This is a genomic window from Streptomyces mayteni, from assembly GCF_054783955.1.
Map to the genome: position 1 here is coordinate 94,649 of NZ_BAAGPR010000005.1, position 21,098 is coordinate 115,746.

Annotated in this window: 20 protein-coding genes and 1 pseudogene; 12 read left to right on the plus strand and 9 right to left on the minus strand. The window is 73.2% G+C overall.

Annotated elements, in window-relative coordinates; translation table 11 throughout:
* The first annotated feature begins 6 nt into the window (after positions 1–6).
* Genes ACYVPE_RS04025 through ACYVPE_RS04035 form a run of 3 tightly spaced genes read left to right on the plus strand, consistent with a single transcriptional unit; the run spans position 7 to position 3,501 of the window.
* Complete coding sequence (locus ACYVPE_RS04025) at positions 7–924, plus strand: hypothetical protein (protein WP_461031969.1); 918 nt, start codon at positions 7–9, stop codon at positions 922–924.
* Positions 921–2,675, plus strand: a complete 1,755-nt coding sequence (locus tag ACYVPE_RS04030; RefSeq protein ID WP_461031970.1) for an ABC transporter ATP-binding protein — start codon at positions 921–923, stop codon at positions 2,673–2,675. Before ACYVPE_RS04025 ends, ACYVPE_RS04030 begins: the two co-directional genes overlap by 4 nt.
* Complete coding sequence (locus ACYVPE_RS04035) at positions 2,665–3,501, plus strand: energy-coupling factor transporter transmembrane component T family protein (protein ID WP_461031971.1); 837 nt, start codon at positions 2,665–2,667, stop codon at positions 3,499–3,501. The genes ACYVPE_RS04030 and ACYVPE_RS04035 overlap by 11 nt, the downstream gene beginning before the upstream one ends.
* 2 nt (positions 3,502–3,503) lie before the next feature.
* Here ACYVPE_RS04035 and ACYVPE_RS04040 read toward each other — a convergent pair whose 3' ends face one another.
* The 3 genes from ACYVPE_RS04040 to ACYVPE_RS04050 all read right to left on the minus strand — a co-directional run bounded on the left by ACYVPE_RS04040 (position 3,504) and on the right by ACYVPE_RS04050 (position 5,757).
* On the minus strand, positions 3,504–4,076 hold the full coding sequence (locus ACYVPE_RS04040; RefSeq protein WP_461031972.1) for a cob(I)yrinic acid a,c-diamide adenosyltransferase: 573 nt from the start codon (positions 4,074–4,076) through the stop codon (positions 3,504–3,506).
* A 103-nt stretch (positions 4,077–4,179) separates the two neighbouring features.
* Entirely contained in the window at positions 4,180–4,932 is a 753-nt protein-coding gene (locus ACYVPE_RS04045; RefSeq protein ID WP_461031973.1) for an ABC transporter permease, read from the minus strand.
* A gap of 39 nt (positions 4,933–4,971) precedes the next feature.
* Entirely contained in the window at positions 4,972–5,757 is a 786-nt protein-coding gene (locus tag ACYVPE_RS04050) for an ABC transporter ATP-binding protein (RefSeq protein ID WP_461031974.1), read from the minus strand.
* 80 nt (positions 5,758–5,837) lie between these two features.
* Here ACYVPE_RS04050 and ACYVPE_RS04055 point away from each other — a divergent pair, with 80 nt between their 5' ends.
* Positions 5,838–6,479, plus strand: a complete 642-nt coding sequence (locus ACYVPE_RS04055) for a TetR/AcrR family transcriptional regulator (RefSeq protein ID WP_461031975.1) — start codon at positions 5,838–5,840, stop codon at positions 6,477–6,479.
* Here ACYVPE_RS04055 and ACYVPE_RS04060 read toward each other — a convergent pair.
* Positions 6,452–7,492: an acetylxylan esterase gene (locus tag ACYVPE_RS04060; protein ID WP_461031976.1), complete on the minus strand. Its 1,041-nt coding sequence runs from the start codon at positions 7,490–7,492 to the stop codon at positions 6,452–6,454. The genes ACYVPE_RS04055 and ACYVPE_RS04060 overlap by 28 nt on opposite strands.
* Before the next feature lie 241 nt (positions 7,493–7,733).
* Here ACYVPE_RS04060 and ACYVPE_RS04065 point away from each other — a divergent pair, with 241 nt between their 5' ends.
* The 6 genes from ACYVPE_RS04065 (at position 7,734) to ACYVPE_RS04090 (ending at position 16,406) form a co-directional block, all read left to right on the plus strand.
* A complete protein-coding gene (locus ACYVPE_RS04065) occupies positions 7,734–8,882 on the plus strand; it encodes a LacI family DNA-binding transcriptional regulator (RefSeq protein WP_461031977.1) in 1,149 nt (382 codons plus the stop codon).
* A 5-nt stretch (positions 8,883–8,887) separates the two neighbouring features.
* Complete coding sequence (locus tag ACYVPE_RS04070) at positions 8,888–10,480, plus strand: FAD-dependent oxidoreductase (protein WP_461032037.1); 1,593 nt, start codon at positions 8,888–8,890, stop codon at positions 10,478–10,480.
* 127 nt (positions 10,481–10,607) lie between these two features.
* Positions 10,608–12,149, plus strand: a complete 1,542-nt coding sequence (locus ACYVPE_RS04075) for a cellulase family glycosylhydrolase (protein ID WP_461031978.1) — start codon at positions 10,608–10,610, stop codon at positions 12,147–12,149.
* Positions 12,150–12,323: 174 nt separating this feature from the next.
* Positions 12,324–13,172 (plus strand): 3-hydroxyacyl-CoA dehydrogenase family protein, encoded by an 849-nt coding sequence (locus ACYVPE_RS04080; RefSeq protein ID WP_461031979.1) that lies wholly within the window; start codon positions 12,324–12,326, stop codon positions 13,170–13,172.
* A 280-nt stretch (positions 13,173–13,452) separates the two neighbouring features.
* On the plus strand, positions 13,453–13,746 hold the full coding sequence (locus ACYVPE_RS04085; RefSeq protein WP_132817095.1) for an STAS domain-containing protein: 294 nt from the start codon (positions 13,453–13,455) through the stop codon (positions 13,744–13,746).
* A gap of 278 nt (positions 13,747–14,024) precedes the next feature.
* Positions 14,025–16,406: an ATP-binding protein gene (locus ACYVPE_RS04090; RefSeq protein WP_461031980.1), complete on the plus strand. Its 2,382-nt coding sequence runs from the start codon at positions 14,025–14,027 to the stop codon at positions 16,404–16,406.
* Positions 16,407–16,433: 27 nt separating this feature from the next.
* Here the strand turns inward: ACYVPE_RS04090 and ACYVPE_RS04095 are convergent, their stop codons facing one another.
* A complete protein-coding gene (locus ACYVPE_RS04095) occupies positions 16,434–17,522 on the minus strand; it encodes a zinc-binding dehydrogenase (protein WP_461031981.1) in 1,089 nt (362 codons plus the stop codon).
* Positions 17,523–17,661: 139 nt separating this feature from the next.
* On the opposite strand from ACYVPE_RS04095, the gene ACYVPE_RS04100 reads away from it, so the two are divergent.
* Entirely contained in the window at positions 17,662–18,300 is a 639-nt protein-coding gene (locus ACYVPE_RS04100; RefSeq protein WP_461031982.1) for a TetR/AcrR family transcriptional regulator, read from the plus strand.
* 32 nt (positions 18,301–18,332) lie between these two features.
* Positions 18,333–18,920: a TetR/AcrR family transcriptional regulator gene (locus ACYVPE_RS04105; protein WP_461031983.1), complete on the plus strand. Its 588-nt coding sequence runs from the start codon at positions 18,333–18,335 to the stop codon at positions 18,918–18,920.
* An 89-nt stretch (positions 18,921–19,009) separates the two neighbouring features.
* On the opposite strand, the gene ACYVPE_RS04110 is transcribed toward ACYVPE_RS04105, so the two are convergent.
* From ACYVPE_RS04110 to ACYVPE_RS04125, 4 genes and pseudogenes are all read right to left on the minus strand, one after another.
* Positions 19,010–19,132, minus strand: coding sequence for a hypothetical protein (locus ACYVPE_RS04110; RefSeq protein WP_461032043.1), 123 nt, complete (start codon positions 19,130–19,132; stop codon positions 19,010–19,012).
* A gap of 208 nt (positions 19,133–19,340) precedes the next feature.
* A pseudogene (locus ACYVPE_RS04115) lies at positions 19,341–19,664 on the minus strand (class I SAM-dependent methyltransferase); the annotation flags it as partial.
* A gap of 13 nt (positions 19,665–19,677) precedes the next feature.
* Complete coding sequence (gene nucS, locus ACYVPE_RS04120; RefSeq protein ID WP_461031984.1) at positions 19,678–20,355, minus strand: endonuclease NucS; 678 nt, start codon at positions 20,353–20,355, stop codon at positions 19,678–19,680.
* A 4-nt stretch (positions 20,356–20,359) separates the two neighbouring features.
* Complete coding sequence (locus ACYVPE_RS04125) at positions 20,360–21,007, minus strand: class I SAM-dependent methyltransferase (protein ID WP_461031985.1); 648 nt, start codon at positions 21,005–21,007, stop codon at positions 20,360–20,362.
* Positions 21,008–21,098: the final 91 nt, after the last annotated feature.

The following is a 21,098-nucleotide window of genomic DNA, read 5'->3' on the forward strand; positions in this document are numbered from 1 at the left end:
AGTCCCATGTCCGAGCCCACCGCTCAGCTCACCGCGCGCGCCAGCGGGCGCAGATACCGCCCAGGCGAGGTGACCTCGAGCCAGAACCTGATGGTCTTCGTCCTCTCCATGACCCTGTTCGGCCTCGCCAACATCGTCACCGAGGTGCTGCCGGAGATAGCCGTCGGCCCGGTCGAACTCTCGGTCTCCTACCTCGCGTTCGTGCCCGTCGTGATGGTCGCGCTGTTCAACCCGCTGCCCGCCGCGCTCGGCGCGCCGCTCGGCGAGATCGTCTTCGTCGACCTGCTGATGGGCGACTTCTCCGGGATCGGCGAGCTGGAGGGCTACCTCCAGATGTTCCTCGGCCTCTACATCGGCGGCTGCCTGGTCCGCGATCCGCGCCGCCGGCCGGCGATCTTCGTGGCCGCCGTCGTCACCGTGGCCGTCGACAAGATGCTCTCGGCCGTCGTGGACCTGGGGAAGGTCTGGGTCGGCGTGGCCGACGCCGAGTACGTGGAGGGTCTGCCGCAGTCGATCCTGCTCCTGGAGGGGATCGGCTTCGGCACCGACCTGCTGATCAGCGGCGTGCTCTTCGGCGCGCTGCCCGCCGGGATCCTGGCCCCGCGGCTCTACGGGAAGATCGAGCCGCTGCTCGGCCTCGAGCCGCGCGACCCCGCCCGGCCGATCCCGCTCGCGCAGCGCGGTGACGCGGTCTTCCTGCTGCTCGCGGTGTTCCTCTCCTTCGTCGCGATGATCGCCGCCTTCCTCGGCGAGATCGTGGACAACTTCGGGGTCTGGGAGCCCGGCTTCGTCGACGAGTACGGGCAGCGGTTCCTGTGGATCGGGGTGGCGGCCACGCTGATCGTGCTGGTCGGGGTGTGGGTCGCGGCCCGCGCCCTGGTCAGGTCACGGCGGGCGCGGGCCGTCCAGGAGGCCGCCCGATGACGGGAGACCCGTCGAGCGACGGTCCCGCGATCGAGGTCGCGGGTCTTTCGTTCCGTTATCCGGGGGCCGCGGCCGAGAGCCTGCGCGGGGTCGATCTGCGCGTCGAGCGGGGCGACTTCGTCGCCGTCGTCGGCGGCAACGGCTCGGGCAAGACGACGCTCTGCAAGACCTTCAACGGACTGGTGCCGCACTACTGGTCGGGCGCCTTCGAGGGCTCGGTGCGGGTACTCGGCCAGGACACCAGGGACCTGTCGGTGGCGGCGCTCTCGCACCGGGTCGGCTACGTCTACCAGGACTTCGGCAACCAGCTCGTCCGGCCCACGGTGCGCGACGAGATCTCGTTCGGCCCGATCAACTTTGGCCAGCCCGACCACCGGGAGCGCACCGAGGAGGCCATGGCGCTGCTCGGCGTCGCGCAGCTGGCCGACCGTTTCGTCTGGCAGCTCTCCGGCGGCCAGCAGCATCTGGTGGCGCTGGCCGCGGTGTTGGCGCTGCGCCCCGGGATCGTCGTGGTGGACGAGCCGGTCGCCGAGCTCGACCCGGCCCGCGCCGGCGAGATCTACGAGCGGCTCGCCCGGCTCAACGCCGAGCTCGGCACCACCGTGGTGGTGATCGAGCACCACGCCGAGTACGTCGCCCGCTACGCCCGCTCGGTGGTGCTGATGGCCGACGGGGCTCCGGTGTGGCACCTGCCGACGCGGGAGGCGCTCGGCCGGGCCGACGAGCTGGCCGCGCACGGCATCCCGGCGCCGGGGATCATCCGGGCGGTGCGGGCGGTGGATCCGGCGTCGCCGGTGCCGCTGACCGTGGGCGAGGCGGCCGAGCTGCTGCGGGCGAGGGCCGACGAGGCCGGCCAGGACCCCGCGCCGGCCCGCGCGCCGGCCCCCACGCCGGCCGCCGAACGGACGCCGGTGGCCGGCGTGGTCGCCGAGCTGCGGGACGTCTCGCACGGCTACCGCCAGGTGCGCGGCGAGCGGTCGACGGTGCTCGACGGCGTGAGCGTGGCGCTGCGCGACGGCGAGCGGATCGCGCTGGTCGGCGGCAACGGCGCGGGCAAGTCCACGCTGCTGCGGCTGCTGACCGGGATCCGGGTGCCGCGCTCCGGCACCGTGCTGGTCGGCGGCGTCGACACCAGGGACACCGGCCCGGCCCAACTCGCCGACCGGGTCTGCTACCTCTACCAGCGCCCCGAGCAGATGTTCCTCAAGGACAGCGTGCGCGAGGACGTGGCGATGTTCCCCACCGGGCGGAAGGTGCCGGACGCCGCCGAGCTGGTGGAGACGGTGCTGCGCCGCACCCGGCTCGACGGCCTCGCCGAGCGGGACGGCCGGATGCTCTCCGGCGGCCAGCAGCGCCGGGCCACCCTGGCCATCGGCCTGGCGACCAGGCCGGCCCTGCTGCTGCTCGACGAGCCCACCTCCAGCCTGGACGTGGGCAGCAGGGACGCGGTGATCGGCATGCTGGACGAGCTGTCCGACAGCGTGCGGTGCGCGGTGGTGGCCACCCACGACATGCACCTGGTCGCCGAGTGGGCGGACCGGGTGCTGGTGCTGGACGGCGGCCGGCTGGTCGCCGACACCGGGCCGGCCGCGCTCTTCGCCGACGCGCCGCTGCTGGCCAGGGTCGGCCTGGTGCCGCCGCAGATCACCCAACTCGGCGCCGAACTCGGCCTGGTGCCGCCGCCGCTGTCCGTGCCCGAGCTGCTGGCCCGGCTCGTCACCACCCAGGAGGGAGCGCTCGATGGCGCGTAAGGAACGCGACCGGCTGTCCGTGGAGTGGGTGAAGCTGGAGCTGGTGCGCACCGCCTACGCCACCCGGGGCGGTCTGCTGGCCCGGATGGATCCGCGGTGCGTGATCGGCTGGTACCTGATCTTCGCGGTGGTGCCGTGGTTCACCCACAACCTGACGGTGCTCGGCGGGCTCTTCCTGATCACCGCGGTCTCGGTGGTGCTCAGCCGGGTCGGGCCGCTGGTGCTCGGCCTGTTCGTGTTCGGCTTCGTGCTGGAGAGCGGCCACGTGCTGCTGGCGTCGTGGATGTTCGGCGGCGGGACGTCCACGGCGCTGGCGCTGGCCGAACTCACCCTGAAGCTGGGCACCATCAGCCTGGCGAGCATGGCGGCGTTCGTCTCGCTCGATCCGGAGAAGCTGTCGGACGCGCTGCTGAGCCTGCACGCGCCGGCGATGGTCAGCTTCGGGGTGAGCTACGGCTACCGGATGCTGCCGATCCTGATGGAGGAGTTCCACACCATCGTCGACGGGCACCGGCTGCGCTCGGCGCCGCTCACCGCCAAGGGCTTCCTCGGCTGGCGGCTGGTGGCGCGCACGGCATCCACGGTGGTCGCGGCGTTCTACCCGATGATGCTGAACACGGCCAAGCGCACCAGGACCACCGTGGAGGCGCTGGAGACCCGGGGCTTCACCTACGCGATGGAGCACCCCGACGGCCGGCGCATCCGGCTGGCGCACCTGCGCGTCGGGGGGCGGGACGTGGCGTTGCTCGTGGTGACGGTGGCGCTGATCGCGGCGGCCTTCACGGCCGGCGCTGCCTGGCCGCTGTACGGGGGCGGCCAGCGGTAGCGTCAGCGGTTCTCGCCCGGCACCCAGAGGACGTCGCCGGTCGCCTTGTTGGCCGTCCTGGCGAGGATGAACAGCAGGTCGGAGAGCCGGTTGAGGTAGGTGGCGGTCAGCGGGTTCATGGTGTCGCCGTGCAGTTCGAGCGCCGCCCAGGTGCTGCGCTCGGCGCGACGGACCACCGTGCACGCCTGGTGCAGCAGCGCGGCGCCCGCGGTGCCGCCGGGGAGGATGAAGCTGCGCAGCTTCTCGAGGTCGGCGAGGAAGAGGTCGCAGTCGGCCTCAAGACGGTCGATGTAGCTCTGCTCGACGCGCAGCGGCGGGTGCTCGGGATCGGCGACGACGGGAGTGCACAGGTCGGCGCCGACGTCGAAGAGGTCGTTCTGCACCCGCGTCAGCACGGCGCGCACCTCGGCCGGTAGTTTGCCGAGGGCCAACGCCGTCCCGATGACGGCGTTGGCCTCGTTGGCGTCGGCGTAGGCGGCGATGCGGGCGTCCGTCTTGGGCACCCGGCTGTTGTCGCCGAGCGCGGTGGTGCCGTCGTCCCCGGTGCGGGTGTAGATCCGCGTGAGATTCACCATGGCCCCGAGCGTAGGCGCTCCGCTGGAAGAGCCGCGGCGGGCCGTCCTTCGGGTGCGGCGCCGTCGTGGCTGGTCGCGCAGTTCCCCGCGCCCCTTCGGGGCGCTACGCGCCGGCCTTGGCGAAGATGCGGGTGCCGAGGGTGAGGGAGACGGCGGCCAGGGCGATCGTGGCCAGGGCGCCGACGGCGACGTCGCTTCCGTAGTCGCCGACGAAGGCGGCCCGCACCGCGTCCACCACGTAGCGGAAGGGCACGAAGTGCGAGACGGTGTCCAGCCACACCGGCGCCAGGGCCATCGGCAGCAGGATCCCGGAGAGCAGCATCGCGGGCAGGTTGATGGAGTTGATGACCGGGGCGAACTCCTGGATGGTGTTGACGCGCATCGCGAAGGCGTACGACAGCGAGGCCAGCGAGATGCCGAGCAGGCTGACGAACGCGAAGCCGATCAGCACCCCGAGGACGGGGGCGCGCAGCCCGAAGGCGGTGCCGGCCAGCACCAGCACCAGGGACTGGACGAGGAGCTGGGCGGCGTCCCGCAGTACCCGGCCGAGCAGCAGGGCGAGCCGGCTGACCGGCGTCACCCGCATCCGCTCCACGATGCCGAGCTGCTTCTCCATGATGATGCCGAAGCCGGCGAACGCGGCGGAGAACAGGCCGAGTTGGACGAGCAGGCCGGGGACGAGGGTCTGCCAGGAGTCGCCGCTGCCGCCCAGCGGGACGTCGTCGAGCAGCGGTCCGAAGAAGGCGAGGAAGAGCATGGGCTGGAGCAGCCCGAAGACCAGGCTGATCCGGGAGCGCAGCGTCTGCCGGACGTAGCGGCCGAAGACCACGCGGGTGTCGGCGAGCAGGTGGGACATGGAGGGCGTCGATTCCTTCTCTGGGTGGTCGTCGGGCTGTCAGAGGGCGACCGGGGCGAGGTCGTCCTTCCGCGGGCCGCGCCCGGTGATGGCGATGAACGTGTCCTGGAGGGTGGCGTCCTCGGCGCCGCCGTACCGGGTCTTCAGCTCGCGCTGGGTGCCCTCGGCGGCGATCCGGCCGCCGTCGACGATGACCAGCCGGTCGGAGAGCTCGTCGGCCTCGTCGAGGTAGTGCGTGGTGAGGAAGACGGTGGTGCCCTGCTGGCCGCGGATCCGGCGGATCAGTTCCCACAGGTCGGCGCGGCTGCCGGGGTCGAGCCCGGTGGTGGGCTCGTCGAGGAAGAGCACCTCGGGGCGGTGGATGAGCGCCAGCGCGATGTCGAGGCGGCGCTTCTGGCCGCCGGAGAGCTCGGAGCACTTGCGGTCGAGTAGGTCGGTCAGGTCGAGCTCGGCGGCCAGCTCGCCGGCCCTGGCCTCGGCCTCGGCGCGCGGCAGCCGGTAGAGGCGGCCCTGGAAGACCAGCTCGTGGCGGACGAGCTCGTCCGGGGCGACGCCGCTGGACTGGGCGACGTAGCCGATGACCCGCCGGACGGCCTCGGGCTCCCTGGCCAGGTCGTGGCCGGCGATGGTGGCGCTGCCCCTGGTGGGCGCGAGGAGGGTGGTGAGCATGCGCAGCGTGGTGCTCTTGCCGGCGCCGTTGGGGCCGAGGAAGCCGAGGATCTCGCCGGGTTCGACGGACATGTCGATGCCGCGCACGGCCTCCACCGTGCCGCGCTTGGTCTCGAAGGTTCGGGCGAGGCCATGGGTCGTGAGGATCGGAGCCATGGCCCCCAGAAAAGCAGGGGCGCTGAAAGATTGCAATGCCTCCAAGTTTTAACTTGGTCAAGGATGGCTACGATGTGAGCATGACGGGCCTCAGGGAGCGCAAGAAGCGACAGACTCGGCAGCACATCTCCGATGTCGCCACCGGGCTCTTCATCGAGCGGGGCTTCGACGCGGTCACCGTGGCGGAGATCGCCGAGGTCGCCGAGGTCTCCGTCAACACGGTGTACAACTACTTCCCGGCCAAGGAGGACCTGTTCTTCGACCGGGCCACCGCCACCATCGACCGCCCCGCCCGGCGGGTGCTGGAGCGTGCTCCCGGTCAGTCGGCGGCCGAGGCGGTCCTGGGAGGGCTGCGCAGGGACATCGAGGAGCGGAACCCCTGGGCCGGCCTCAACGAGGGCTACGCGCGCTTCATGCGCACCGCCTTCGCCTCCCCCGCGCTGCTGCACCGGATGCGCGAGATGCAGCTCCAGACGGGGCAGCGGCTCGCCCAGGTGCTGCGCGAGGAGGCCGGCGCCGCCCCCGACGACCGGATCCCGGAGCTCATCGCGGACCACCTGATCATGCTCCAGGCCAGCCTGATGCGTGCCGGTGGCGCCTGCCTGCTGAACGACGAGCCGCCGGCCGAGGCCGCCAAGCGGATGCTGGAGATGCTGGACGACGCCGAGTGGCTGCTGAGCGACCGCGTCCTCGACTACGCCCGGCGGCCGGCCGACTCCTGAGCCCGGTCGCCCCGGGTGAGGAAGGCGTGCCGCGCGTCCCGCAGCGCCGCCGTCTCCGCGGCCGCGCCCGGGTGGTCGAAGTGGCCCGCGGTCAGCACCACCAACTCCCGTGGCCCGGCGAGCGCGTTGTACACCGCGAACTGCCCGGGCGGCGGCACCGCGGGGTCGAAGAGCGCGGCCGCCACCTGCACCGGGATCCGGATCCGGCCGGCCGCCACGGCCGCGTCGAAGTAGCCGAGCACCCGGGCGACCTCCGGGGCGCGGGCGTGCAGCCGGCGCACCGCCTCGCCGCTGCCGACGCAGGGCAGCGTGAGGCGCAGCGGATGGTGGCCGAAGCTCGGCACGGTCAGCGCGGCCGCCGCGAACCGGTCGTCCCAGGGCAGCGCCAGGGCGCCGATGCCGCCGCCGAAGCTGTCGCCCAGGTAGTCGAGGTGGCCGGCCGCCGCCGGCACCAGTTCGAGCAGCGCGCTGGCCGCGCACCACACGTCGGCCGCGCACTCGCCGTGCAGATAGCTCTCCCGCGACCCGATCCCGTGCAGCACGTGCGCGTCGCTGCCTGACGGCAGGTCGGGGAACCGACCGCGGCCCCCGAGGCCGCGCAGGCAGGGCCAGATGGTCGCCGCGCCCGGCGGCGGCAGCTCGGGGTTCGGGCGTTCGCGACCGCCATAGCCGTGGGTGGCGACGCAGCCCCTGGTGACCACGCCGTCCGCCGGCAGCGTCAGCCAGCCGCCGATCCGCCGCCCGCCCACCGAGAGGTAGCTGACGTCGTGCACCAGCACGTCGCCGACCCGCTCGGCGGGCGGCCCCCACCGCGGCCTGACCTCGACGGATCGTGCCGCCGCGTACCGGGCGCGCCAGAACGCGACGAAGTCGGCCGGGGCCGGCGGCGGTTCCACCGCGAGCAGCGCCGCGAGGTCCCGGCCGTACCGGGGATCGAACGGGAAGTCGTGCCGGAGCGCGGCGGTCGGGGCGCCGCTCCTGGGGTTCGCGTTCGCCAAGACGATGGGCGGCATCCGTGCTCCAAACGACGGTCGTGGGCGGCCGGTTCACCCTGGACGGCCAGGCAGTGTAGCCACGGCCCCCGGTGGTTCCGCCAGGGTGCGGACGCGGTCCGCCCGTGCCACCGACGACCTTTTTTCGTACCACTCCCTTGACCAGTGCACCGGCCGTCTCTACGGTCGCTGCAACGAATCAGCAGTCAACACATCAGTGCTGCTTATGAGTTGCTGATACGAAACAGCTAGGGGATTCTTGGTGCCAGTCAAACGCCACCGGCAAGCGCCGACGCAGGCCGATGTCGCGCGCCGGGCAGGGGTGTCGCAGGCCACGGTCTCGGCCGTGGTCAACGGTCGCGCCGCCGCCAACCGGATACCGGCCGAAACCGAGCGCCTGGTGAAGGACGCCGTCCGGGACCTCGGCTACGCGGCCAACCCGGCCGCGCGCAGCCTCAGGGGCAAGGGCAACCGCCTGCTCGGGGTGCACACCTTCGAGGCGGTCTTCCCGATCAGCAGCCGCGACTTCTACCACGAGTTTCTCATCGGGGTCGAGGAGCAGGCGGTGGCCGAGGGCTACGACCTGGTGCTCTTCACCTCGACCGAGGGGCCCAACGGGCAGCGCCGCCTCTACCAGACGGACGGCTCCAACCGGCTCAAGGTCGCCGACGGCAGCGTGCTGCTCGGCGTCGCGCACGACCACTCGGACCTCGCCCGACTCGCCCGCGACGGCTACCCGTTCGTCCACATCGGCCGCCGGGAGGTGCCGGGCGCGGAGATCCCGTACGTCGGCGCGGACTACGCGGCCGGCACCAGGGACGCGGTCGCCGGGCTCGTCGCCCTCGGCCACCGCCGGGTCGGCTACCTCGGCATCCCGCACCGGGTCGAGTCGCTGGTGGACCGCGAGGCCGGCTACCGCGCCGCCTGCGCCGACGCCGGGATCCCGGCGCTGCCCGTGCTGATGGACGCCGCCGAGCTGACGCCCGAGTGGTTCGACCTCGCCGTCGGCACCGGCATCACCGCGTTCGTCACCGAGGACGAGGGACTGGCCGGCCGGCTCGTCGAGTTCGCGGCCGGGCGGGCGATGGGCATCCCCGACGACCTGTCGGTCGTCACCCTCCGCGACACCGCGAACGGCCCCTACCCGGGGACGCCGTGGAGCTGCCTCGGCATCCCGCGCAACGACATCGGCCGCGGTGCCGTCCGCCTGCTCATCAGCATGCTCCAGCCTCCGCCGGAGCCCCGGCAGGGCCAGACCACGGCCCGCGCCGACGCCCCCGCCGGCGAGGCGGCCTCGGCGCCGCAGGCCGCCGCCGGCGGCTCGGGCGGCGACATCGTCCGCCAAGTCCTACTGCCCTGCACCCCGCCAGGCGCCGGCACGATCGCGGCGCCGCCGAGGGGGAACGGGTGAACGAGATCAGGGCCGACGTGGCCGTCGTCGGCGGCGGACTCGGCGGGGTGGCCGCCGCGCTCGCGGCGGCCCGCAGCGGGCTGCGGGTGGTGCTCACCGAGGAGTACGACTGGCTCGGCGGCCAACTCACCGTGCAGGCCACCCCGCCGGACGAGCACCCGTGGATCGAGCGGTTCGGCTGCACCGCCTCCTATCGGGAGCTCAGGGACGGCATCCGGGACTACTACCGGCGCTGGTACCCGCTCACCGCGGCCGCTCGCGCCGACCGGGCGCTCAACCCGGGCCAGGGCCGGGTGAGCGCGCTCTGCGCCGAGCCGCGCGTCGCGCAGGACGTGCTCCAGGCGATGCTCGCCCCCTACCGGGCCGCCGGACTGCTCGACCTTCGCACCGGGCACCGCCCCGTCGCGGCCACCGCCGACGGCGACGCCGTCACCTCCGTCACCCTCCTCGACCTGGCCGGGGGCGGCGAACTCACCGTCACCGCCCCCTACTTCCTCGACGCGACCGAGACCGGCGAGCTGCTGCCGCTCACCGGCACCGAGTTCGTCACCGGCTTCGAGTCCCGCGACGTGACCGGCGAGCCGAGCGCCCCCGCGACCGCCGCGCCGCTCAACATGCAGGCCGTCTCCTGGTGCTTCGCCGTCGAGCACCGGGCCGGCGAGGACCACACCATCGACAAGCCGGACGACTACGCCCAGTGGCGCGACTACCGGCCGCCGTACTGGCCCGACCGGATGTTCAGCATGCTGGCCCCCAAGCCGCAGACCCTCGAAGCGACCTGGCGCCGCTTCGAGCCCAACCCGGAGCCGAACGACCCCGGCTCGGCCGGCCTGGCCGGCGACCTCGACCTGTGGACGTTCCGCCGGCTGCTGGCCCGCGCCACCTTCACGCCGGGCACCCTGGACAGTGACGTCACCCTCGTCAACTGGCCGATGATCGACTACCTGGAAGGCCCGGTCTTCGGCGGCGACCCCGAGACGGACGCGCTGCACCTGGCCGGCGCCCGGCGAATGAGCCGCAGCTTCCTCTACTGGCTACAGACCGAACTCCCGCGCCCCGACGGCGGCTCTGGGCTACCGGGGCTGCGCACCAGGCCCGACGTGCTGGGTACCGCCGACGGCTTCGCCATGGGCCCCTACCTGCGCGAGTCCCGCCGGATCAGGGCCCGTTACACCGTCACCGAGCAGGACGTGTCGCTCGCGGTGCGCGGCGAACACGGCGCCGTGCGCTACCCCGACTCGGTCGGCATCGGCTCCTACCGGATCGACCTGCACCCCTCGACCGGCGGCGACAACTACCTCGACATCGGCTCCTGCCCGTTCCGCATCCCGCTCGGCGCGCTGCTGCCCGAGCGCGTCACCAACCTGCTGCCGGCCGCCAAGAACATCGGCACCACCCACATCACCAACGGCTGCTACCGGCTGCACCCGGTCGAGTGGAACGTCGGCGAGGCCGCAGGGCTGCTCGCCGCCCACTGCCTGCGCCGGGACGCCACCCCGCACCAGGTCCTGGAGGACGAGCGCCGGCTCGCCGACTACCAGGCCGAACTGACCGACCACGGGGTCGAACTCTCCTGGCCGGAGGTCAGGGGCTACTGACCACCCGAGAGGAGGTGGGCCACCCGACCGACCCCCGAACCCACCCATCCCCCAGGCACCACCGACGCACCACCGAACCACCCGCACGCAGCGCCACCCCCACGGAACCGAAACCAGGGAGAGCCGCATGCTCACCGTACGGAGAAAACCACCCCGCATCTCACCGACCCGACCCCTGCTCGCGCTCCTCGCCCTCGTCCTCGCCATGTTCACCCTCCCCGCCCTGCCCGCCGCGGCCGAGCCGGCACCGGCCGCCGCCGTCGACTGGCTCAGCGTCGACGGCAACCAGATCCGCGACGCCGCTGGCCGGCCCGTCACGCTGCGCGGCGTGTCCCTCAGCGGCCCCCGGCACCGCGCCGAATGCACCGACTGCACCCCCAGGAGCACCGCGGAGCTCATCGACCAGGCGGTGGACGAGACCGCCGGCTGGAACTCCCGGGTGCTGCGCCTCCCGGTCACTGAATGGGCCCCCAACGACTCACTGACCCTGGCCGAGAACATCGAGCGGCACGTCGACCCCTATGTCCAGCAGGCCGTCGACCTCGGCGTCTACATCATCGTCGACTTCCACCGGGTGCAGAACTTCGGCACCGAGAACGGGGGAGTGCCCGGCGAGATCGTCCAGGAGTTCTGGGAGTACGTCGCGCCCCGCTACGCCGACATACCCAACGTGATCTACGAGGTCTACAACGAGCCCATCAACCCGGCCTCCTGGCCCCAGTGGAAGAGCTACATCCAGCCCGTCGTGGACGGTATCCGCGCCGTGGCCCCGAACAACCTGCTCCTGATGGGCGGCCCCAACTGGTCCACGATGGTCAACCAGGCCGCCGCCGACCCCATCGACGACGCCAACACCGCCTACGTCTACCACCTCTACCCCAACCAGGGCGCGGCCACCGCCGCCAACCTCGACCAGCGCTTCGGTAACGCGGCGCAGCAGATCCCCGTCATCCTCACCGAGTTCGGTTGGAACCCGGCCGGCCCGTACTCCGACCCCACCGTCACCCAGGGCACCACCGGCTGCTGGGGCAGCCCGCTGCGCGACTACCTGGACGCCCGCCCGCACATCAGCTGGACCGCCTGGACCTTCGACAACTACTGGAAGCCCCAGATGTTCGACGAGGACTGGAACCTGCTCGGCGGCGAGCACCAGGGCCAGTTCGTCCAGGACTGGCTGGCCGACCTCGCCGACCACAACCAGGCCGGCCGCGACAACGCGCCCGGCGCGGACGACGCGCTCGGCTCCGACCCCGGTCCTGAGGGCGTCATCGTGGACAACGGCGGCGCCGGCTACACCGACACCGGTGACTGGCCGAGGTCGACCTCGACCGCCGGCTTCTACGGCACCGACTACGCGCACAGCGGCAGCGCCAACGCCTCACCGGCCAAGACCGCCGTCTTCCAGCCCACCCTCCCCGCCACCGGCACCTACAACGTCTACCTGCGGTGGACGCCCAACGCCAACCGCGCCACCGCCGCGCCGGTGACCATCCACGACGGTAGCGGCGGCAGCGCCGGCGTGACCGTCGACCAGCGCACCAACGGCTGCCAGTGGAACCTGCTCGGCACCTACGAGCTGACGGCCGGGTCCAACGCCAGGCTCGAACTCTCGGCCGCCTCGGCCGGGTACACCATCGCCGACGCCGCGCTCTTCGAGCCCGTCGGCTGATCCCGCTCCCGACCGCACTCACGCGCCGGCGCCCGCACCTGGGCGCCGGCGCGTGACGCGTGTCTCTTCCGGGCCGTTCGCCGTGCCGATCGGCTACCGGTGGGTAGTAGGGTCGTTGACCCCGCGGCTCGCGGTGGCCGAAGCCGCGACACGCACCGGATCGAGGGAGATCACGTGGCCAGGGAGCTCGCCGTCATCGGCGCAGGACTGATGGGTGCCGGCATCGCGCAGGTCGCCGCGCAGGCGGGCTGGCAGGTCACCGTGGTCGACACCACCGAGGACGCGCTGAAGAAGGGCATCGAGGGCGTCCAGGCGTCCTGGGCCAAGTTCGTCGAGAAGGGCAGGCTCACCGGCGAGGAGGCCACCGCCGCGCTGGGCCGGATCACCACCAGCACCGACCTCGGCGCCGCCGCCGACGCCGACCTCGTCGTGGAGGCCGTCTTCGAGCGGGTGGACGTCAAGCGGGAGCTGTTCCGCACCCTGGACGGCCTGGTCAGGGACACCACCGTGCTCGCCTCCAACACCTCCGCCATCCCGATCACCAAGCTCGCCGCCGCCACCCGCCACCCAGAGCGCGTCGTCGGCACCCACTTCTTCTCGCCGGTGCCGCTGATGGCCCTCTGCGAGCTGGTCCGCGGCCTGCGGACCAGCGACGAGACGCTGGCCACCGCCCGGGAGTTCGCCGAGTCCGTCGGCAAGACCTGCGTCGTCGTCGAGCGGGACGTGGCCGGCTTCGTCACCACCCGGCTGATCTCGGCGCTGGTGGTGGAGGCCGTGAAGCTCTACGAGGCGGGCGTCGCCTCCGCCGAGGACATCGACCTCGCCTGCAAGCTGGGCTTCGGCCACGCCATGGGGCCGCTGGCCACCGCCGACCTCACCGGCGTCGAGATCCTCCAGCACGCCACCGAGAACATCTACGCCGAGACCAGGGACGAGAAGTTCGCGCCCCCCGAGCTGATGCGCCGCATGGTCGACGCCGGCGACTTCGGCCGCAAGGCCGGCCGCGGCTTCTACCAGTACTGACGGCGCCAGCGTTCACTGGCGCGCTCACTCGGCCGGGTGATTCGGATCCCCGATTCGGTATCGGTTTGAGCACGGCTAGGAACCCCGCCGCCCGCGGCGCTGTCTGCTGTATAAGTCTGATCCCTTGAACTCTGAATCACCGTCAGCACCGCGCGAACCGGCCGCACCGTCGGCATCCGCGGACACCCCAGCACCCTCAGCATCCCCAGCACCCTCAGCACCTTCTCGAACCTCAGCACCTTCAGCCCGCCGCCATCACACGGAACCGGGGGAGTCATCCATGCACATCAGGGGCGACCACGCGAGGCTGGTCGTCGCCGGGCGCCTCGACGTGCGCAGCGCGGCCGACGCCAGATCGGCCCTGCACCGCGCGGTGGACACCGGCGACGGCGACCTGGTGCTCGACCTGGCACAGCTCGACTCGTGGGACGCCACCGGGCTCGGCGTCATCATGGGCACCCACCGGCGGGCCGGCCGCTGCGGCCGGCGCCTGGTCCTGCACGACGTCCCGCCCCGGATGCGGCGGGTGTTGGTGGCCACCCGGCTGCACCGGGTCCTCACCATCGCGCCGTGAGCCGACGGTGACCGCGCCGGTGTCCAGGCGCGGTTGCCGGATGCCGCCGGTCGTCTCCACGGCCGGCGGCGGTAGCGTGGGGACCACAAAACCCCCAGGGCAGCGTCTGAGAGACACTGACCGTGACTCCGCTCCCCCGCCTGTAGGTGGGGGGCTTCCAACCCGAAGGTTGCGGTCCAGCCCGAACCGACCCCTTTCGGGGCGTAAGGAAAATATCACGAGCCAGGGAAGCGATTCCCGCACCGGCTGAAGCCGGTGGTTCCCTCGCTAGGAGACTGATGGACCTCAACCTGCCCGTACCCTACGGTGAGCCGCGCCGGGATCCGGACGGAACGGACGAAGGTCCCCGCGCGATGGTCGAGCTGGTCGCGGGGGACTTCCTTCTCACGGTCAACCCGGTCGACGGCAGCGAGATCGTCTCCTGCCCGCCGGGCCGCCGCCCGCTGGCCCCGCGCCGGGCCCCCGGCGGCGCCGACCCGGCACCCGCGCAGGAGGGGCCGCTCCTGGAGCGCGAGGAGGAGCGGCACCGCCTCTACCGGCTGCTCGCCCGCGGCCGTTCCGTCCGCCTCGTCGGCCCCGCGGGCAGCGGCCGTTCGGCGCTGCTGGCCGCCGTCGCCCGCGACTGCGCCGACCTCGCCCCCTACGGCGTCATCCGGCTCAGCGGCTACCGCCGCGGCCCCAAGGACCTGCTCCACGAGCTCTACTCCGCCGTCCACCACACGCCCGGCTACCGCCCCGGGCCCACCGAGCTGGTGGCCCAGCTGCGCGGGGTCGGCGCCGTGGTGGTGATCGACGACATCGAGTTCGGCGGCACGGCGCTCGACGAGATCCTGGAGGCCACCCCGGAGTGCGCCTTCCTGATATCCGCGCGCCCCGGTGTGCCGGCGCCCGCCGAGCGCTCCGAGGTGCGCGAGGTCACCATCGGCGGGCTCAGCCGCACTGCCTCCCTGGAACTGCTCGAACTGGGCGTCGCCCGCCCGCTGACCGAGGCCGAGGCGAGCTGGGCCGGCGACCTCTGGCACCAGGTCGAGGGCCTGCCCCAGCGCTTCGTCCAGGCCGCCGCCCTGTTGCGGCGGCGGGCCGGCGCCGACCCGGACACCGAACTGCCGGACCCCACGGGTCTGGTGCTGGCACTCGCCGAGTCCCTGCGGGAGGGCGCGCGGGAGATCCTGCGGCTGGCGGTCGCCCTCGGCGACGTCGTGCCGGGTCCCGACCGGCTGATCGGGCTCGTGGCCGATCCGGTGATGGCCGAGCACCACGCCGACCTGGTGGCCAGCGGCCTGCTCAGCCCGGTCGGCGACCGGCACCGGCTGACCTCGGCGGCCCTCGCCGACCTGCTGGGGGCCGGCTACGCGGACGGCGCGGAGGCCAGGTCGCTGGCCGCCGCCCAGCACTACGCCGCCTGGTACGGGCGGCGCGGCGTCGACGCCGTCGAGGTGGCCGCCGAGGCCGAGGTGCTGCCGAGCGTCATCCAGGCCGCGCAGCGCGCCGGCCACGCGGCGGCCGTCGCCGACCTCGCCCGCGTCGCCGCCCCGGAGCTCGCCGCCTCGCTGCGGTGGAACGTCTGGGAGCGGGTGCTGCGCAGCGGCGCCGAGTCGGCGCGCGGCGCCGGGGCGGTGGCGCAACAGGCGTACTTCCACCACGAGTTGGGCGTGCTGGCCATCTGCCAGGGCCGCCTCGACCGGGCCAGGGCCGAGTTGGAGGCCGCGACCGCGCTGCGCGGGGTGCTCTCCGACGCGGGCGGCGCGGTCGCCGGCCGGCGGGCGCTGGCCCTGGTCGAGGACCTGAGCCGGCCGTTGGCGCTGCCGCCTGGCAGCTTGGCGCTGCCGCCGGGCAGCCAGGACCTCACCCAGCCGCTTGCCCTGCCGCCGGCCGCCACCACGGCCCAGCTGCCGGCGGTCGCCGAGCCGGCGGCGCCGGCCGTCGACCGGGTGACCACCCCGCTGCACCGGATCGGCACCGAGCCGCCCGCCACGCCGCCCCGCCGCCGCCCGCGCGGCGCCCGCCGCAACGTCGTGGTGGCCGGCGCGACGGCCGCGCTGGCGGCCGTGCTCGGCACGGTGGTGGCCTTCGGCCTCGGCTCCGACGGCGACTCCCCTGACGGCGGCGGCCGCCCCGACCCGGCGCCCACCGACGACGACCTGCCGCTGACGACGGAGGCCGACCCCACGGAGCGGCCGACCGACGAGCCGTCGCCGACCGAGACGGAACCCCCCGCCGAACCCACCGTCGACCCGACGCCCCTCCCGACCGAGGACACGCCGACGTACGACCCGACGTACCAGCCGGACGACCCGACGACCACGAACGAGCCGACGACGGAGGAGCCCACCACCCCGGGCACCACCGGTGATCCGACCGATGGGGGCACCGGCGACTCGGGCGGCGACGCGAGCACGGGCGGGTCCACCGGATCCACCGGCGACCCCACCGGCGGTACCTCCGACGGCGGGGCGTCAGACGGCGGTGCGTCCGACGGTGGCACGTCCGACGGCGGTACGTCGGACGGCGGCGCCGACCCGGGAGGGGCGGACGGAGGCACGGACGACGGTGGAGCCGCCGAAGGCGGCACCGACACCGGCGGTGCCACCGACGGTGGCACCACGGCCGCCGGGACCATCAGTCCGACTCCGACGTCCACCGGGACGCCGACCGCGTAGCGACCGGCGGCGGGCGGTGCCCGCCCGTCAGGAGAAGTCGGTGATCACGACGCGTGCCGTGCTGCCGTCCTTGAGCGCCTCGTAGCCGGCGTCGATCTCGCCCAGGCCGATCTCCCGGGAGACGAGGTCGTCGAGGTTCATCCGCCCCTGGAGGTAGAGGGAGGCGTAGAAGGGGATGTCCCGCTTGAGGTTCGACGAGCCCATGTAGACGCCCTGGACCCGGTGCGAGCCGGTCAGCGTCGTGATCGCGTCGACCTCGACGCCGGCGTCGGTGCCGCCGACGCCGATCAGGTAGAGCCCGCCGCCCTTGGCCAGCATCCGCAGCGCCTGGGCGGTGACGGGGCGGGCGCCGACGAAGTCGAAGACGTGGTCGGCGCCGCCGCCGGTGATCTCCCGTACCGCCTCGACCGGGTCGGTGGCCCGGGAGTTGATCACGTGGGTGGCGCCGAACGCCTTGGCGCGCTCCAGTTTGGCGTCCTCGATGTCGACGACGACGATCTTCTCCGCGCCGGCGATCAGGGCGCCGCTGACGCCGTTCATGCCGACGCCGCCGGCGCCGATCACGACGACGCTCTCGCCGTGCCGGACCCGCGCGCTGTTGAGCACGGCGCCGGCGCCGGTCAGCACGCCGCAGCCGATGAGCGCGGCCGGCGCCCACGGCATGGCGTCGGGGACGACGGCGAGCTGGTTCTCGTGGATCAACGCCTCCTGGGCGAAGCCGCCGAGCCCCATGCCCTGGGCGACCGGGTCGCCGTGCCAGCTGATCCTCGGGGGCTGCCCCTCGGTCCGCAGGGTCAGCTCGGGAGCGAGGCATATGTGCGTGCGGCCGCCGAGGCAGTTCGCGCAGGCGCCGCAGAACTGGATCAGGCTGCCGACCACGTGGTCGCCGACGCTCGTCCGCGTGACCTCGGGGCCGACCGCGGTGACCACGCCGGCCACCTCGTGGCCGAGGACGACGGGGAACTCCCCGCCGATGAACGTCGCGACGCTCAGGTCCGAGTGGCAGAGACCGGAGGCTCTGACCTCGACGCGGACCTCGTGACCGATCGGGTCCGCGAGGTCGACGTCCTCGATGACGAAGCCCTGACCGAGCCCCTTGGTGACCGATGCCTTCATGGTGCTGTCTCTTTTCGTCGCTTTCTGTCCCTTTGGCGGTAAGGCCGAGTGTGGCACCGAGCACCCGGAAAGAAAAGAGACAGGTGTTGATTAATGCTGTTCCAGGGGTTGCGCCCCGGCCCGGCGCTACGATCTGGGCATGCCGGCACGCGAGGAACAGACCCCCACGGAACCCAGGGAGCTCGACGTCCGCGTGCTGCGCACCCGCGCGCGGCTGTTCGAGGCGGTGGTCCGCCTGGCGTCGGAACAGCGGGTGGAGGACATCTCGGTCGCCGACCTCGTCCGCGCCGCCCGGATCAACCGCACCACCTTCTACAAGCACGCCGCGAGTCCGGCCGAGGTCCTGGCGCAGGTGCTGTACGCGGAGCTCGACCAGGTGCGGGTCGGCTGGCTCGCCGACGTCACGGCCGGGGAACTGCCGGTCGACGTCGTCTGGGAGCGCGCGTCCCACGCGTTGCTCGACCATCTGGAGCGGTACGACCCCGTCTACACCACCGGCCTGGTGGGTCGGCGCAGCGCCATCCTGCACAACCTGCTCGTCGACCACTTCGCGGCCTCGGTCCGCACCCTCCTCGACCACCACCCCGGGCTGCTCCCGGCGGGCGAGGGCCCGGCGAGCTGGCGCGTGGCGGCCCACAGCGACTTCCTGGCGCACGGCGAGACCGGGCTCGTCGAGGCCTGGCTCTCCCTGCCGGCCCCCCGCGACCGCCGGCTCTTCGTCTCCGCCGCCTCGGCCGCCCTCCCGCCCTGGCTGGCCAGCGCGCCGCGACCGCGGTGAGGCCGGCGTGTACCGATCGGTACACTCGCGGGGTGGTGAACACGGACGACTCGACCCGCCAGGACGGGGACCGGCGCGCGCGGCTGGTGGCCGCGGCCGTCGACCACGTCGCGGCGCACGGCATCGCGGACCTGAGCCTGCGCCGCCTGGGCGCCGCGATCGGGGTCAGTCATCGCATGCTGATCCACTACTTCGGCACCAAGGAGCAACTGCTCGTCGAGATCGTCAGGGCGTCCGAGCGCCGCCAACGCGAGCTGCTGTCCCGGCTCCGCGCCGAGCCGGGACGCTCGCCCGCCGACGTCGCGCGGCTGCTCTGGCGGCAGTTGACGGACCCGGGGCTCGCCGGTCAGGGGCGGCTCTTCTTCGAGATCTGCGGGCAGGCGCTCCGGGGCCGCCCCGAGGCCGTCCCGATCCTGGACGGACTCGTGGCCGACTGGCTCGAGCCGCTGGCCGCCGCCGAGGTCGCGGCGGGCGCGGACCCCACCACGGCCGGGAACCGAGCCAGGCTCGCGCTCGCCACCGTCCGCGGCCTGCTGCTCGACCTGCTCGCCACCGACGACCGTGCCGGCGTCGACGCGGCGATGGAGGAGTTCCTACGGCTCTACTACCGCGCGGAGTGACGGAACCGGCGACCGCCTGCCCCTGCGCCTGGAGCCCGTCGAGCAGGTAGCGCAGGCCGGTGGTGAAGCTGCCGTCCCAGTCGTCGTCGTTAGAGGTAACCGTTGGCGGCGAGGGTCGGGTACCGCTCACCCTGGGCCAGCAACTGCTCCTGGCCGAGGCGGCGTTCCTCGTCCGTGATGCGCAGGGCCACCTCGCCGGACGCCGATCCCATGGCGTGGTTGTAGAGCGCCCAGGTGGCGCGGCGGCGGGCGGCTCGACGTGCCAGGCGCGCTGCTGAGCACCGCCGGCCTCGCCGCTGCGGAACTCCGCACGCCCGACCTGCTGTTGCCGATGCCTGTCCTCGCACACCGCCTGCGGGGCGGGGCGTTCCTCGCGATCGCCCCGCTGTTCGTGGCGTTGATGCGCATGCGCGTCACGGCCGCCTCGAAGCCGAGGTGGTGGACGGTGGCCACCGAGCAGACGAAGTCGAAGCTGCCGACCGGCAGCTCGGCGGTGCGGAAGTCCCCTTCGACGAAGGTGAGTTCCGGCCGTCGGCCCGCCTGCTCGCGGGCCAGCGCGACCATCTCGGGCGAGCTGTCGATCCCGGTCACCCGCTTCGCCCGCCCGGCCGGCTTCCGCGCCGACAGGCCGTCACCGCACCCGACGTCCAGCGCGTCCCCGCACCCCTCGGGGACCGCCCGGAGGAGGTCCGGGTGCCGGGCGACGTTGGTGTTCCGGTACGGGGCCGGGTCGGACCGTGGCATCGGCCGTCGGCCCTCAGAAGAGCCGCAGCTTGTCGTCCTCGATGCCGCGCAGCGCGTTGTAGTCCAGGGTGACGCAGCGGATGCCGCGGTCCGTGGCGAGGGTGCGGGCCTGCGGCTTGATCTCCTGCGCCGCGAACACGCCCTGCACCGGGGCCAGGTGCGGATCGCGGTTGAGCAACTCCAGGTAGCGGGTGAGCTGTTCGACGCCGTCGATCTCGCCGCGGCGCTTGATCTCGATCGCGATCGTCGCGCCGTCCGAGTCCCGGCCCAGGATGTCCACAGGACCGATCGCCGTCGGGTACTCGCGGCGGATCAACGACCAGCCGTCGCCGAGCGTCTCCATCCGGTCGGCCAGCAGCTCCTGGAGGTGCGCCTCCACGCCGTCCTTGATCAGGCCCGGGTCCACGCCGAGTTCGTGGGAGGAGTCGTGCAGGATCTCCTCCATCGTGATGATCAGCTTCTCGCCGCCCTTGTTCTCGACGGTCCACACCGCCTTGGCGTCCCCCTCGCCCTCGGCCTCCTTCAGGACGCACGGCGGGGACATCCAGTTGAGCGGCTTGTAGGCCCGGTCGTCCGCGTGGATCGAGACCGAGCCGTCGGCCTTGACGAGGATCAGCCGAGGCGCGGAGGGCAGGTGTGCGGTGAGGCGGCCGGCGTAGTCGACCGAGCAGCGGGCGATGACGAGACGCATGCCCTCAGCCTAAGGGCCGGGGGAGGGGGCCCGTGCCACGCGGGTTGGTCGCGGAGGTCAGCACCGCCCGGCGGGTGCCGATGGCGAGGACGCGGGAGTCGGCCTCCGTGAACCCGGCGACCGCCACCAGTTCGTCGGCCTCCCGCGCCGAGCGGGGCAACGGCAGGTCAGGGGCGAGGAGTTGGGAGAACCGACCCGACGGGCGGAAGTGCGTGGCCAGCGGCAGCGTGAACCCCACCCGGCCACCCGGGCGCAGCGCGCGCCGCCAGTCGGCCAGGGCCCGGCGCCCGAGGAAGTGCAGCGAGGAGGCGCAGAACACGGCGTCGAGCGACCGGTCCCCGACTGGCAGCGGCACGGCGTCCCCGACGCGCCACTCGATCGCCGCTTCGAGGGCGGCGGCCCGGGCCCGCCCCACGGCGATCATCCCGGGCGACAGGTCGACGGCCAGCACGGGCCGGGCCGTCATCGGGCGGCCGCGGGCGAGATACCGGGCGACGGCCCCCGCCCCGCATGCCACGTCCGCGACGGCCTCGCCCGCACCCGGCGCTCCCACCCAGGCCACCAGGGCCCGGGCGATCTCCTCGTGGTACGTGTGGTCGTAGCTCTCGGCCACCTCGTCGAAGCTCGCGGCCAGCGTGGCGCTCCTGCTCATCGCCCCAGCCTAGGCGTGGGGTCGCCAAGCCGATCACGCCTCGCCAGAGGCCAGGGCATGAGTGCGGCCGTGGCTTCTTGTGTCGGCGGAT